The sequence below is a fragment of the Pontibacter russatus genome (genome assembly GCF_009931655.1).
Lineage (GTDB): Bacteria > Bacteroidota > Bacteroidia > Cytophagales > Hymenobacteraceae > Pontibacter > Pontibacter russatus.
Genome location: NZ_CP047984.1, coordinates 4,236,462 through 4,251,442 on the forward strand (window position 1 = coordinate 4,236,462; position 14,981 = coordinate 4,251,442).

Genomic DNA, 14,981 nt, shown 5'->3' on the forward strand with positions numbered 1-14,981 from the left:
TATATATGGCATGCAGGAACAGGTAGTCAGTCCTCTGTCTTATACAGCGTCTCGAACAGTCGGTGTTTGTATTGCGGATACTCCCGCAGCACCGCCACCAGGGCGAACAGCACGCCGCCGATCAGCACCGGGTAAACCAGATACAGCAGTGGGTGGAGGAGGGGCAGGAACAGCATCCCGAACAGGATAATCGTTATAAAATTGTACAGGTACGAAGACCTGGCGCTGAAGCTGAAGATACCGCCCTTCACCGCCTTCGGGCTGACGATGGAGGCGATGATGCCAAAAGGAGTCAGCAGCAGCACCGAGGCGATGTACATGAGCACGATGAACAGGGCTTGCTCGTGGTTAAAAAACGTGACGTACAGAAAAGTGAGCACTGCATCCATGAGCAGCGGCACCCGCAACGGCATCAGGCTGGCCTTGATGAAGTCCATATAGCCGCCGCTGCTGCGCTCGATGGTGAGCCAGAGGTTGCGGTAAAAGCCCCACACGTTGTTGAACACGTAGGAATATATAACCAGCGGCCCCACAAACAGCCACAGCGACACAATCTCGTCAAACACGTGCACATCCTTCTGCAGGTAAGAGGTGGCATCCAGGGCCAGAATGATGGCCTTGAACACCAGTCCGAAAATCAGCATCTGCTTGGCCAGCCTGTGGTTCTTGAAGAGTCGCCAACTCAGGCTGCGGCGGGCATTGTTGCTGTAATTGACCACCTTGCGGCGCTGCTCAGCGGCCGCCTGCTCCAGCAGATAATTGGCCGCGATAAAAAAGCCCAGCGCAGCCATGTGTACTATCAGCATCAGCCAATACGAAGTGGGCCGGAACATGGGCACGCGCACCTGCAGCGCCACGAAGGCCGCTGCCATTACGGCGCCCATGTAAAAATAGCTGTGCGTCCAGCGCATTCTCCGCTCCACAAACACCTGCAGCGTCCGGAGGGTGACATGCGCCGTCAGCAGCACCAGCACACTCTGCAGCAGGTGCCCGACTGCATAGTCAGGTGACATCAGAAAGAGCAGGAGCAGGAAGTTTGCCACGATGAAGTAAAACGGCGACACCAGTTCCACCGTCAACTCTGCCCAGAACTTTTTTAGAGGGCTGACGGGATATATGCGCTGTATGACTTCGGCCTTCGGCACATAAGCCGGGAAAAACCCCTTGAGGATGATGATGGCCAGCAGGAACAGGTTGGCGTATTCCAGTATCTGCTCCGGGCTTTGGGACACGCTGTCTCCAATCCGGGCCTGGTGCAGCAGGTAAGTGAAGATGTAACTGTAAACGCCCGCCAGCACGATGCCGAGAGAGAGCAGCAAGGCCCGCAGCTGCTTCTTCTGGCGGAAAAAACCTGCTACGCGCGCACGGCAGGAGAAAAGTATCAAATCCATTTCATTCAGTTTAAAGTTTGAGTTGAGAGTTAAGAGTGAACCTGTAGTAATGAGGTTTTAACTCTTAACTTTAAACTCTTAACTAATTGAGCATCCAGTCCATGTTGGTGCCGGAGGTGTAGTGGGGGAGCAGCAGTTGGAACAGGGCCTGGTCTATCAGGTTTTTGCCGTTCATGGTAAACTCCTGCACCGAGCCGTTGTACATCAGCCGGCTGTCGTTCAGCACGCCTATATGGGTGGCCACTTTCTCCACATAGTTCAGGTCGTGCGACGAGATGAGGATAACGCGGTTGGCGTTGCGGTAGCTGCGGATAAGGTTGACCAGCAACTGGGCAGCGATCGGGTCGAGGCCGGTGAAGGGCTCGTCGAGGATAAGCACCTGCGGCTTGTGCAGGATGGCGGCGGCAATGCCGACCTTCTTCTTCATGCCTGTGGAGTAGCCGGCGATGTTTTTATAGAGTACTTCCTGGTCGGTGAAGAAGTAGTTGGTCAGGCTGGTGATGCGCTCCGCCGCCTCTTTGGGGTCTAGGCGGTACAGCTTCGCGACGAAATTGAGGTACTCCAGACCCGTGAACTCGTCTATCAGGGGATTGTCTTCGCACAGCGCGCCCAGATTTTGCTTCACTGCCAGCGCGTCCTGCATATAATTCTTGCCGAAAAGGGAGACAGTGCCGGCATCGGGCTGTATCAGGTCCAGAATGCAATTGAGGAAGGTGCTCTTGCCCACCCCGTTCTTGCCCAGCAGGCAATAACACTGGCCCCTGCCTATGGTTACATCAAGGTCTTTTAGTACATGTTTTTTTCCAAATGATTTCGATAAGCCGCTTATTTCTATGCTCATATAGGTTACGCTACGAATTGAGTGCTCATGTTCCGGGTGCCAGCCGCTCCAGGCTGTTTGCGGATAAAATTAAGCATTAAGCCATTATGGTCCTACAACAGCGGGGGCAGGCTCTTGTAATGTTTATACTTGTTGCTATACTCCGACGGAAAACTTTCTTTATAGACTAAAACACGGTTAGGGCCATAAAGTTCGCGAGCGGCACTATTTCGCTGCAGGAGGGAATAATAAGCCAAAATTCGGGGCAGGGGCGTTGCAAATGTCAGGAGGGCTCTTTACTTTTGCCATCACATTTTACCTGCGCACGTGGTGAAACTGGTAGACACGCCATCTTGAGGGGGTGGTGCCTTCGGGTGTGGGAGTTCGAATCTCCCCGCGCGCACTTCTAAAAACTTATTTCCTCATCACACAGAAAGCAGCGCGAGCTGCTTTCTGCTTTTATATCCTATCTTATAACCAAGTTGCCGCATATACGAAACCAAATACCACGGTTTTGCCATATATACGTCAGCGGTTTTTCTCAAACGGATTCTCCGGTTTCACCAGCAGCACTTTCTCCTTTTCTACTGCCACGGCGCCGGGTGCGGAACCTTTGGGTTTGCGCACCCATTTCTTGGGGGTATATATCACCGGGCAGAGGGAGTCGGTTTTGCGCTTGCTGTAGTAGGCGGCCAGCTGCGCCGCTTTCTCCAGCACGGTGCCGGGCACGGTTTTGCCTGCCTGGTGTTTGATGACGACGTGTGAGCCGGAGACATCTTTGGCGTGCAGCCATATATCCTCTTTGTAGGTGTGGCGCTGCGTCAGCTCGTCGTTGTTCTTCGCGCTTTTGCCCACCAGTATCCGGAAGCCCTCCGTCTCAAACAGCCGGAAGGGAATCTCCTGCTGCTCCTGCTGCCTGGTGGCAAGCAGGTGGCTGTAGTCGCGCAGGAAAATTTTAAGCTGCCTGTAGTCCTGCACTTCTGCCAGCGCCTGCAGGGCATCCTCCAGCACAATCAATTCCTCCAGTTTCCGCTCCGTCTTTTCCTCCAACTGCTTCACCTCCACGTGCTGGTTTTTGGCTTTGCGGTAGAGCCGCTCGGCCGCCTTCTGCGGCGTCTCGTTTTGCTTGAGTTTATATAGGCGGGGCTGGTCGGTGTAAAAATCATACAGCTCCACTTCGGTGGCGCGGGGCGGGATGTTTGTCAGGTTGGCCATGAGCACGTTGGCCGTCTGCGCGTAAGATTTGTCGTAGCGCAATTCCTGCAGCTTTTGCTCCGCCTGCTCCAGCACCGTCTGGGTGATGTGCCGCCTGCGCTCCAGTTGCTGCCTGGCCTGCGCATATTGCCGCTCGTAGCCCGTCTCAGACAGGTAGAGGCGGGTGTAGGCGTTCAGCGCTTCCACGGGGCTGGAATAGGTATATAGCACCTCGCCTATTGGGAGCAAAGACAGGCGCAGCTTCCCTTCGAACCGGATGATGTAATACTGTTCCGGCGCCTCCAGCAGCTCCAGCATTTCCTGCACCATTTCCCATTGCTGCGCAAGGGGCTGCTGACTGTAGTGGCGTTCGTTCAGGTAAGCCGCCGGCAAATCGCCGAAGGTGGGGTATAGCTTGCGCAGGTTTCCCTGGGCGGCGGAGAAAGCGGCAAAATTCTGTGCCAGCGGGCGGTCCATCTGCAGCGGGGCAAGGTCTGCGTCTGCACTGAACTTGTTGTGAAACAGTTCCACTGGAAGGCCATCCCTATATAAAACGATGTTGGATCTGTTGCCGAACAGTTTGAAGAGCAGGATATAGCCGCCCGTGAACTTCAGGTAAAAGCTGCGTTCGTTCAGGTGCTGCACCACTTCCTCCACCGTCTGGCCCCGCAGGGGCTGCAGCAGTTCCACGGTGTTGGCGCGCGCCCTCCGGAAGCCAGTTGGGAAGGAGAGGGAGGAGAAGTGAGACGTCAGCAGCGCCCGTATGTAGAGCTCCCTGTTTTCCCATGCAAAGCCCAGAATCAGCTCGTCCTTGTTTTGGCTGAAGGCCGTGACCGCCCGCATGCCCTGCAGTTCGGGGCGCAGCGCCTGTGTCAGTTGCTTTAAAAAGTAGTAGTTCTGATGCACCTAGAGTTCAAGCTGCAGGCCGTCGTAGCCTAATCGAATAAAGCCCGGGAGTTGGGGCTCCACCTCGCGGTGCTGCCCCAGCAGATGGCTGATGTGTGTGAGGTACGCCTGCTCCGGCTGCAGTTCCTCCAACAGGTTAATGGCCTCCTGAAGCGAGAAGTGGGAGATGTGCGGTTCCTGGCGCAGCGCGTTCAGCACCACCACCTTCGAGCCTTTCACCTTCTCTTTCTCCTCCTCGGATATATAATTGGCGTCGGTGATGTAGGTAAAGTCGCCGATGCGGTAGCCGAACACGGGCAGTTTGTAGTGCATTACCCGGATGGGCGTAAACGGCACGCCCTCCACCTCGAAAGGCTGGTTGGTGACGGTGTGCAGCTGCACCCTCGGAATGCCGGGGTATTTGTAGTCCGCGAAGATATAGGAGAATTCTTTCTTCAGCTGCCCCAGCACGCGCTCTTCGGCATATACCGGCATGTCTTTGTGCTGCGCGAAGTTGTAGGCGCGGATGTCGTCGAGGCCGGCTGTGTGGTCCTTGTGCTCGTGCGTGAACACCAGCGCGTCCAGCGTCCTGATTCGCTCGCGCAGCACCTGCTGCCGGAAGTCGGGGCCGGTGTCGATGATGATGCTCTTGCCGCCCACCTGCAGGTGTACCGACACGCGCAGGCGCTTGTCGCGGTAGTCCACAGAGCGGCAAACCTCGCAGGTGCACCCGATAACGGGTACGCCCTGCGAGGTGCCGGTGCCTAGTAAGGTTATTCTCAAGGGGTTTTCTCCTGGTTGCGAATCTCGAGGTAAAGGCGCAGGTTCTTGTCGCTCAGCCTGCTCTCGTCCACCGCGATCGTCCGCAGGATGTCGTAGAGGCAGTTTATCTTGCCCTCCAGGCTGTAGTACTTGTTCACCACCGCCACTTTCATATCCTTCAGCAGGCAGTACCCGGCTTTAAAATTCCCTTTTTCGTAGCGCAGCACAAAGTCAGACTCCGCAAAAATATCCTCCAGCTTGCTTAAGAATGGCCGTGTGTACTTTAATTCCATTTACTTTCGCGTAAAGGTTGGCTCCATATATCAGGCCGTATATTTTTTCACGGTGAGCACCAGCGCGTCGAAGTCCAGCGGCTTGGGCAGGTAGTCGTTGATGCCAGCCTCCTTGAAGTCCTGCATGCTGTAGTTGTTGGCGTTGCCCGTCACCGCGATAATCGGAATGCTGGCAATTTCCTTGTTCTCGTGCGCTCGGATCTCCCGGGTGCAGTCCATCCCGTTCTTCACGGGGATGTTCAGGTCCATCAGGATGGCATCGATCTTGTTGTTCTCCACCTGCTTGATCACCTCTCCGCCGTTCTTGGCAGTCAGTATCCGGTATTTCTGGAGTTCCAGAATCTTCTTCGTCAGGTTCAGGATAACGGAGCTATCCTCCGCGATCAAAATAGTTTTGCTTTCAGCCATATGTTAACAGAGTATAATTTCTTTATATGATTTCCTGTAGTTCTCGTACTGATACTGCAATTTGGAAAAGTTCTCATCTAAATGTTCCAGATGATCGGCTTTAATATCATGCTCCAGTTGCTTGGCAAGCTCTGCCACTGAAACGATGCCGAGCGTGAAGCCGGTCCCTTTCAACTGATGCAATGTACTCAATATAGAGTTGTAATGTTGTGACTGCAAATCTTTTTTGACTTCCTCAAGCAACAGGGCCGCCTCTTCCTCAAACTCGACATAAAGCTGTAGCACAAACTCGGAACCGCCGATCTGCATGAGCTGGCCCACTACCTCCATGTCAATGATGGGGCTGGTTTGCAACGCTCCTTCTGCCGGGGCGCCGCCTTCCGGCTCGGCCGCGGGCAGCTCCCGCCTGAGCCAGTGCTGCCGCTCCCACTTCACGATCATGGTGTGCAGGTCCAGGCTCTTCACCGGCTTCGACACGTAGTCGTCGAGCCCCTGGCTCATAAACTTTTCGGCATCGTCCTTCATCGAGTACGCTGTCATGGCCACGATGGGGGGGCAGTTCTCCCCAAGCTTTTCCTTGATGATGTTGGTTGCCGTCACGCCATCCATTTCGGGCATCTGGATGTCCATAAAGATGATGTTGTAGTCATTGGAGGTGGCCCGCTCAATGGCTTCAAAGCCATTGGAGGCAATATCGGTGGTGCAGCCGAGCCGCTCGAGCAGCTTCTGTGCCACTTTCTGGTTTATCTGGTTGTCGTCCACGAGCAGCACGTATGGGTGGTACTGCAGGGTCTCCATCTCCACATTCTGCTGCTGCAGCCGCTGCTGCTGTTCCGACATCTCGGCCTCGGTGGCCTCGCGCGTGCGTATATGGAACCAGAACACGCTGCCCGCGCCGCCCTCCGACTCTACCCCGATGTCGCCGCCCAGCAGGTGGGTCAGTTGCCGCGAGATAGCCAGCCCCAGGCCCGTTCCCCCGAATGTCTTGGTAGATGAGTTGTCGAGTTGCATGAAATCATTGAAGAGCAGCTCCTGGTCTTCGGGGGCAATGCCAATGCCGGAGTCTTTCACCCGCACGTGCAGCCGTATATCCTCCCCATCTCCGATCCGTTCGGCGTCCACATGGATGCTTACCTTGCCCGCATTCGTGAACTTGATGGCATTGGAGGTGAGGTTGGAAAGCACCTGCAGCAGGCGCGTCTCGTCGGTGAAGATATAGCGCGGCGTGCGGGGCGTAACATGGTAGGTAAAGGCCAGATCCTTCTGCTGTGCCCTGTTCGAGAACAGCGAGTAAATCTTGTTCAGCGACTCGTGCAGGTCCACGCCCGCTTCGCTCAGCACCAGCTTGCCCGCCTGTATCTTGCTCAGGTCCAGGATGTCGTTCAGGATGGCCAGCAGGGCGTCGGACGATTTGCGCAGCGTGTCGATATACTCGCTCTGCTCGGGGTCGGTAGTGATTTGGTTGAGCAGGTCGATCATGCCGATAATGCCGTTCATGGGGGTGCGCAGCTCGTGGCTCATGTTAGCCAGGAACTGTGTTTTCACCTTCAGCAGGCTTTCGGCCTCTTCCTTGGCTTTCAGCAGGGCTTTCTGCGTCCGCTTCAGCTCCGACACGTCGCGTGCCACTCCCTCCATGGCTACCGGCTGGCCCTCTTCGTCTAAAACGAGGCGCGAATCGATGATTACGGTTTTGTGCGCGCCGTTCTTGGTCACCATCTCCACCTCAATGTCGCGCACGCTTTTCTCCTGCAGCACCCGCCTGCCCAGCATCTCCACAACCTCCGGCTGGGTATGGAAACGGGCTATGTTCTGCCCGAGCACCTCCTCCTCGCTGTACCCGATCAGCTGCGACACCGACGGGCTCACCAGTTTCAGGGTGCCGTCCATGGTGATGCGGTAATACACATCCTGGAAGGACTCAAAGATGCTTCGGAACTTCTCCTCGCTGTGCGCCAGTTCCAGTTGCGAGGTCTTCTTGTCGGTGATGTCGAGGGCCATGCCCGAGACTTCCTCAAAGGTGCCGTCTTCGAGGTAAATAGGGCTTAGGTACACCTCGCGCCAGATGCCGCTACGCTCCAGGTATATCTCGAAATGCTGCGGCTGCCCGCTGAAGGCCTGTTTATATTTATCCTCCCAGAAGGCATACGAGTTCTCGTGCATCGCCACGATGTTGCTGTCGTTAATGCGCATAAAATGCTTCAGCGTCTGCCCACTGCGCTCCTCAAAGCTGGCCGCGAAGTTGCGGTTAAAGGAGGTGAGCTCGTAGTTGCGGTTAAGCGACCACATATGGTGCGTGCCGCTCTCGAAGATGGCGTTCAGCCGGGCGTTTTGGTTGTTTATCTGCTCTTCGTTCCGCTTCCGCTCAATCGCCAGGGCCACCTGGTTTGATATGAAGTGCAGGATCTCGATATCTGTGTGTACATAGGCATCCGGGTTCTGGTAGTCCTGCAGGGTAATCACGCCTATAATGCGGTCGCCGATGGCCAGCGGGGAACTGAGCATCACTTCCGGGACGGCCCCGAATGGGCTGATCCCTTCCCGCTCTGCCAGCTCCAGCAGGGCTTCTTTCTGCATGTACAGCGGCTTTCCCGTATCTATGATATACTCCGACAGGCCCACCGAGAACGGCCGGCGCATGTTTGTTTTGTTGGCCTTGTCGATGAACTGATCCACCAGGTAAACGAAATTCAGGAACTTGCGGTCCCCGTCCACCAGCGCTATATAGATGTTGCGCGTCTCGATGATCTTGCTCAGCTCCCGGTGTATGGCGGAGTAGAGCGAGTTGAGGTCTTTGCTGCTGATGGCCAGGTTGGCGATGCTGTAGTACACCTTCTGAAGCCGCTCCGCCTTGATGCGGTCGGTGATGTCGTGCAGGATGGCGCGCGTGGCCACGGGCTGCCCGTCCTGCCAGCTGCAGATGATGCTGCCGATGAGGTGGACCGGCTTTCCGGACTTGGTCAGGAACACCGTCTCTATCTTGTTCACGTTCTCGCCCTTGTACAGGTTGCGCAGCTGGTAGATGAGCTTAGCCTTGTAGTAAGGGTGTACGATGTCGTTCAGCGTAAGCGTCTCAATGTCCTGGTCGGTATAGCCGAGGCGGTCTTTCCAGGCCTTGTTCACGAAGATGAACTTGTTGTCCACAGAGATGTTCTGGATCAGGTCGTGGGCATTGTCGAACAGGTCCTGCAGGCGGATTTTGTTGTCCTTCAGCGCTTCCATCGCGATGCGCTTGTCCGTCATGTCCTTGCCCACGCTGGTAATGCCCGTTATCTCCCCTGCGGCATCGTAGTCAAACATTGCGTTCCAGCGCAGGGTCTTCAGCTGGCCTGTTTTTGTGACGACGTTGCGCTCGTAGTAGGTGTTGAGGTGTATCGCCTGGAAGGATTTCCTGAATTCCTGCAGCCGCTGGGCCCGCTCCTGCTCCGGCACCAGCAGCTCGAAATAGTTCTGCCCGATAAGTTCCTCGCGCGAGTACTCCATGTACTTCAGAAAATAGTTGTTGGAGTGCGTGATAGTGCCCTGCGTGTCGAGGCTGTAATAGATGAGGTTTACCTTGTCCAGGAAGTTCCGGAACTGATGAACCGACTCGCGGAGCACCTCTTTCTGCCGTTTCGCCAGCTGGGCCTGCTTGCGCTGCGTGATATCCCGCTTGAATACCTGTATATAGGGCTCGCCGTCAATGTTGAGCCGGTTTATGTTGAGTTCTACATCGAAAAGGGAACCGTCTTTCCGGCGGTTCTTCCACTCAATCGTCATGGAGCGTCCTGTTTCCAGCACCTCCCGCATCAGCCGCTCCGCCTTCTGGGCGGAGCTGGCACCATCCGGCTGCAGTTCGGGAGAGAAGTCGGTGGGGCTGTGGCCGATAAGCTCTTCGCGGGTGCAGCGGAAAAATTCGGTGGCTTTCTCGTTGCACTCCACCACCTTCCCGTCTTTGAGAAGCAGGATGGCATCGTAGGAGGACTCGAACAAAAGCCTGTATTTATCTTCCGAGAGGCTGAGCTGCAACTGCAGCCGGTGCCGTACGATATAGCTGCCGATGGTGTTGCCGATAAAGTCGAGCAGCGCCAGAAAAGACCGGTTGGGGTGGTTGTGCCCGTTCTGCCAGAGCAGCAGCAGGGCGAGCACCTCGTCCTCCGTTGCGACCGGCACCAGGGTTAGCTTGCGGCGCAGCAGCGACTGCAGCTTTTCCTGGAGCTGCCCAAGCGCCTTGGGCCTGTCTGCTGTGAGTAGTTTTGCCAACAGCCCCTGTTCCATATACAGCTCGTCCGGCGGGTGCTGCTCCAACGGGTCTCCGGTCGTGTACGTAAGCTTGGCTTTGCCTTCGGCAGGCAGGCAGGTATATACGCTGCCGCCGGCCATGTCGCTTTTTTTCAGCAGCTCGTCCAGCGTGAACTGCAGCACCTCGTGCTGGCGGTCAGAGGTGGAGATATGGGTGATCAGGTGGTTGATGAACTCCAGTTGGTGGTTGCGGAAGCGCACGTCCTGCTCTGCCCCGATCAGCTCATTCAGGTTCCTGGCGGAGCCATAAAGCACATCCTGGCCCGAGAAGGTGCCTTTCTGAAGGATGATTTCCACGGGCACCACCTCCTCCTGCCCGTTTCCGTGGAGCCACCACTCGAATTTCTGTTTTTTCCCCTGAAGGGCCTTTTTTATTTGTTTTTTCAGCGACACGCGCTCAAAGAGGTTCAGGCCGAGGCCCCTGAAGATGGAGTGCCCCACCAGCTCCGCTTTCTGCTGCCCCACCAGCCGCAGGGCGCTCTGGTTTATATCCAGGAAACACCCCTCGCTGTCGAGCAGGAAGAGGGGCTCGGTGCTGCCGTCGAACACATGGTGGTAACTGGCGTCCCGCTCCGGCGCAAGCGCGGTGGGTTTGTCCGCCTCCGACAGCTCTATTGCTATGAACTCCTCTCCCTGGTAATCTAGCAGGCGGCAACAGTAGGCGTAGGGTTTGGCAGCTGCCGCATCAGGCTGCAGCTCTCCCGTAACAAAGCGCCGCTGGTGCAGGGTGTCTGCCAAGGCTGCAAACTCCGCCTCCGATAAGTGTAACAACTCCTGGGCAGTGCCTGGAATCTGCCGTGGGGCGCCCCCGAAACTGGCTAGCTGGGCATTGGTTGCCAGCAGCCTGCCGCCGGGGTGCGCGATAGCCACACCGTGGAGTGGCCTGGAGAGTTGTGCCAGCACCTGCAGCAGGGCATCGGCGTGATGGGTAAGCGGGGCGTTTGTTTCCCGGAGGGGCATAAAAGGCATCGTAATATGAAAGCTATGTGAACTATGCTGCACTGCTGTACAGCGGCAACGGCTTCTGTTCTCAGTTTATAAATTTAGCATTAAATTAGCAAATAAAAATCTCTCCGGCTATCCTTGCACCATATAAACCTGCTGCCTGCCCAGATGCCTGTACTATGCCATTATTTTATTGGCTAAACCTGATGCAGGGCTGCTTTGCCCCTTTAGGCAGTTGCATTGGACGGCGGGCTGCACGGCTTCGGAGCTTTCTGCAAGCAGGTTTATATATACGTACAGGAATGAAACTTTACCGTTTTCCGGTGCTGCGCTTCTGAGGCAATGGCCTGCTGCGCTGCCTGTATGGATACCGTTGAATAGGCCGGGGAAACCAAAATAGGTTTGACGCTGTCAGCTATAAATAAGCCGCAGGGCCATATATGGGGCAGAATCAGCAGTAAGAAATCAGGTACGTGCCGGCGGATTGCGCAGCTTGAGTTTATATATACCAGAAGGACAGCCGCAACCCGGGGAGCAGCAGAAAAACGATGGCGACAAACAAGCAGAAACACCTGGTGGTGGTGGCAGGGCCAACGGCCGTGGGCAAAACAGAACTGAGCGTGCAACTGGCGAAGCATTACAGCACCGCCATCCTCTCCGCCGACTCGCGGCAGCTTTACAGGGAAATGACCATCGGGACGGCCAAGCCGACCGAGCAGGAGCAGCGGGGCGTGCCGCACTACTTCATCAACTCGCACAGCATTACAGAAGAATACAATGCAGGGGCATATGAGCAGGATGTGCTGGCGCTGCTGCAAAAACTCTTCGAGGAGAAGGATGTGGTGGTGCTGACAGGAGGCTCCGGTTTATACATACGCGCCGTGTGCGAGGGCATGGATGCGATGCCGGAGGCGGACACGGCGCTGCGCGAAAGCCTCACGCTGCAGTACGAGGAGGAGGGGCTGCAACCGCTGCTGGACAAGCTACGGCAACTCGACCCGCTATATTTTGCCCAGGTAGACCGGGCCAATCCGCAGCGCGTGATCCGGGCGGTGGAGGTGAGCCTGTCCGGCGGCATGCCCTACTCATCGTTCCGGAAGAGCGAGCGGCGGGAGCGCCCTTTCCATATCACCAAACTGGGCCTGACACGCGACCGCAGCGAACTCTACCAGCGCATCGACCAGCGCCTGGACCTGATGCTGCAACAGGGGCTGCTGGAGGAGGCCAGGGCGTTGTACCCTTACCGCACGCACAACGCGCTGCAGACGGTTGGCTACAAAGAGATTTTCGGCTATATGGAAGGGGCGTACGACTGGGCAGAGACGGTGCGCCTGCTGAAGCGCAACAGCCGCCGCTACGCCAAGCGCCAGCTCACGTGGTTCAACAAAAACCCCGGGGAATATACCTGGTTCCACCCGCAGCAGTGGCAGGAGATAGTGGGCTATATAGATGAGCGAAGGAGTGAGTTCTAATTTTGAATGAGCGATTAAGTGGATGAATGAATGTTTAATTTTGAATAAATGACTTCTGATTAAGTGAATGGGCCATATATGCAGCAAGATGCGGTCAGTATATATGCCATTCACCAAAATCATTCACTCATCCACTTAATCGCTCATTCAAAATTAAAAAGGATAGCCTACGGCGATGTTGAGCACCATGCTGTTCTCGCCTCTGAAAGTTCCGTTGAAGTCGCCCAGCACGAACCTATCCCCTTCTGGAAGAGACGGGTTCCGCACCGGAATGCCCAGGTCGAGGCGTATGACGAAGAACTCCACATCCACGCGCAGGCCAAACCCGGTGCCCACCGCCAGCTCGTTCAATACGTTTTTTGGGTCGAACACGGCCCCCTCGCGCAGCGGATTCCCGGCTGCGTCAAGTTCCTCCCGAAGCGTCCATATATTACCCGCGTCCACAAACACAGCCCCCTTGAAGAACCCGAAAATCGGGAAGCGGTACTCCACGTTGCTCACCAGCCTGATATCGCCGACCTGGTCGAAATAGGAGAGCGCGTCCGTTTCAGACCTGTCTTTCTTGAAGTCGTACGTTCCCGGCCCCACGCTGCGGGCCCTGAAGGCGCGTATGCTGTTGGGCCCGCCTACCGCGAACTGCTTTACATAGGGCAGGGTAGTGGAGTTGCCGTAGGCAAAACCGACGCCGGTCACCAGCCGCGTCACCAACTGGCTTTCCTCCCCCAGGTTCAGGTAATAGCGGAAGTCATTGTCGAGAAGGGCGTACTGCGAGAACCGGCTGCCGATAATTTGCCGGGGCTCCTCGTCGGTGGGGGGAGGGAAGCCGGTGACAGACTGAATGCCATTCAGGAGGTTGCCGGACAGGTCGAGGGTCACTTTGTCGAAAAACTGGCTTGTGCGGTCCTCATATACCTGGTCGCTGTACGTGAGCTGGTAGATGGAGCCGATGATGAACTGGTTATCGAAGCTGCGGCGCAGGTAGGGCCTTTCTTCCAGGTAATCGCCGAACACCCCTGTGGTATCCGCCAGGCGCACATACTGTAGGTTGATGGGCGTCACGTCCAGTGTTAGCGTCTGGGTAGGGCGCCAGTTGTAGCCGTAGGTGGCGCTGTAGGAGTTCATCCGGAAGAAGCCCACCCGGTTCAGGAGGCTGAAGCCGGCTCCGATGCGGGTCTGCGGGGCGAACTCCGTGCGGAGGTTGCGCAGCCGGAAGGGGGAGACGATGCGCGGGATGGCGAGCGATGCCTGGACGCTGAGCTCATAGGAGGTCAGGTTCTGGCTTTTTGAATCAATCTGGGGCTGGGCCGTTTCTGCGGTGCTCTGGCCCCCTCCCACATAAGACTCAATGGACGCGGAGCCTTCTATCGTGAGCAGCTCGGAGCCCTTGAAGGCATTCCTGTTCCGGAACGCGATGTTTAGGCCCGGACCGGCAAAGCCGTTGGATTTGTTCACCATCTGCGCCTCGGCACGCAGCGACTTCTTCAGGGCCGGTGTCAGGTATATAAAGGCATCCAGCGCGTTATTGTTCACAGTGTCTACCTTGTATTCGATGTTCACGAATTTGTAGGCAGAGAATGCCGAGAGGCGCTTGGTGGTGAGCAGGTGCTCTTCGCGGGTATAGAGGCTGTCCTTTTCCAGAAAGACCCCGCGCAGCAGGTGCTTTGCCTTCACGTAGTTCTCGTTCGGGATATAGTGATAGCCCTTGTAGTCAATCGTATCGTTTACGGCCAGGCTGTCGCCCACGGAGTAATTGGCGAATATATAGACGTCGTCAATGGTGAACGGCTGCAGCGCCTGATGCGGAGCCGTGCTTTTCACGCGCAGCACCACATCCACCTGCCGATCGCCGTTGGTGGTGTCGGCGCTGTAAATGAGCTGCTCGGGGCTAAAGAAATAATATCCCTCATTTTTGAGAATGCCGTCTATCCGCACACGCTCCGCCGACATAACCGAAAGGTCGTACGGCTCCCCTGTCTGCAGCAGCGACTCGGTCCGGGTCCGCTCAATGTCGCGGAGCACAGGCAGTGAGTCCTGCAGGGTGTATTCTATTTTGTTGTAGCGGTAGGGCTCGCCTATCCGGGCGGTCCAGCTAACGGAGGCCTTCTTATTTTTAGAGGTGGTGGTGCTGCTTACCGTGTTATTGAAATAGCCCCTGTTATGCAGGCGGTTGCTCATCACCTGGCTCACGCTTCCGGTGTCCAGCTCCGAGACCAGGACGGGCGGCTCCCCGAGTTTGGTCATTATCCAGTGCTTCAGGCCTTTTTCCTTCTCGGTATGGAACGCGTTATATATGGCCAGCTTGGGGCGAAGGCCCAGCACAGAGGCGTTGGGCTGGGGCCGCACCGCGGCGCTTAGCTCTGCCTGCATTTCTTTGGAGCGCTTGCTGCTGTCGTTCTCGCCCTCTACCGCCACTTCATACTCCCAGAAAAGGGCCTCGCCCTCGGGCACCACCTTCGTGACGCTGCAAGCGGAGGAGAGCGTGAGGAGTAGCAGCAGTGGCAATGCATATATGCATCTAAATCTTGTCAAAGTT

General features: G+C 56.3%; 9 protein-coding genes and 1 tRNA gene. 2 read left to right on the forward strand and 8 right to left on the reverse strand.

The genetic code is table 11. The annotated features are described in order from the left end of the window. Positions 1-26: 26 nt before the first annotated feature. Positions 27-1,391: a hypothetical protein gene (locus tag GSQ62_RS17595; RefSeq protein ID WP_161890726.1), complete on the reverse strand. Its 1,365-nt coding sequence runs from the start codon at positions 1,389-1,391 to the stop codon at positions 27-29. Between the two features lie 82 nt (positions 1,392-1,473). Then, on the reverse strand, positions 1,474-2,232 hold the full coding sequence (locus GSQ62_RS17600) for an ABC transporter ATP-binding protein (RefSeq protein ID WP_161890727.1): 759 nt from the start codon (positions 2,230-2,232) through the stop codon (positions 1,474-1,476). A gap of 300 nt (positions 2,233-2,532) precedes the next feature. Between GSQ62_RS17600 and GSQ62_RS17605 the strand changes: the two genes are divergently transcribed. Further along, a tRNA-Leu gene (locus tag GSQ62_RS17605) sits at positions 2,533-2,614 on the forward strand. A gap of 125 nt (positions 2,615-2,739) precedes the next feature. Here the strand turns inward: GSQ62_RS17605 and GSQ62_RS17610 are convergent. From GSQ62_RS17610 to GSQ62_RS17630, 5 genes are read right to left on the reverse strand one after another with little or no spacing between them, the layout of a single operon-like run. Continuing rightward, positions 2,740-4,311, reverse strand: coding sequence for an NFACT RNA binding domain-containing protein (locus GSQ62_RS17610; RefSeq protein WP_161890728.1), 1,572 nt, complete (start codon positions 4,309-4,311; stop codon positions 2,740-2,742). Then, positions 4,312-5,073: an MBL fold metallo-hydrolase gene (locus tag GSQ62_RS17615; RefSeq protein WP_161890729.1), complete on the reverse strand. Its 762-nt coding sequence runs from the start codon at positions 5,071-5,073 to the stop codon at positions 4,312-4,314. Continuing rightward, entirely contained in the window at positions 5,070-5,345 is a 276-nt protein-coding gene (locus tag GSQ62_RS17620; protein WP_161890730.1) for a hypothetical protein, read from the reverse strand. Before GSQ62_RS17620 ends, GSQ62_RS17615 begins: the two co-directional genes overlap by 4 nt. A gap of 30 nt (positions 5,346-5,375) precedes the next feature. Continuing rightward, positions 5,376-5,753: a response regulator gene (locus tag GSQ62_RS17625; protein WP_161890731.1), complete on the reverse strand. Its 378-nt coding sequence runs from the start codon at positions 5,751-5,753 to the stop codon at positions 5,376-5,378. Positions 5,754-5,756: 3 nt separating this feature from the next. Continuing rightward, entirely contained in the window at positions 5,757-10,991 is a 5,235-nt protein-coding gene (locus GSQ62_RS17630; protein ID WP_237586760.1) for a PAS domain S-box protein, read from the reverse strand. Positions 10,992-11,524: 533 nt separating this feature from the next. On the opposite strand from GSQ62_RS17630, the gene miaA reads away from it, so the two are divergent. Then, the gene (gene miaA, locus GSQ62_RS17635; RefSeq protein WP_161890733.1) at positions 11,525-12,448 is read left to right on the forward strand and encodes a tRNA (adenosine(37)-N6)-dimethylallyltransferase MiaA; all 924 of its coding nucleotides are present in this window, start codon (positions 11,525-11,527) and stop codon (positions 12,446-12,448) included. 153 nt (positions 12,449-12,601) lie between these two features. Here the strand turns inward: miaA and tamL are convergent, their stop codons facing one another. Then, a complete protein-coding gene (tamL, locus tag GSQ62_RS17640; protein WP_237586761.1) occupies positions 12,602-14,977 on the reverse strand; it encodes a translocation and assembly module lipoprotein TamL in 2,376 nt (791 codons plus the stop codon). Positions 14,978-14,981 lie beyond the last annotated feature (4 nt).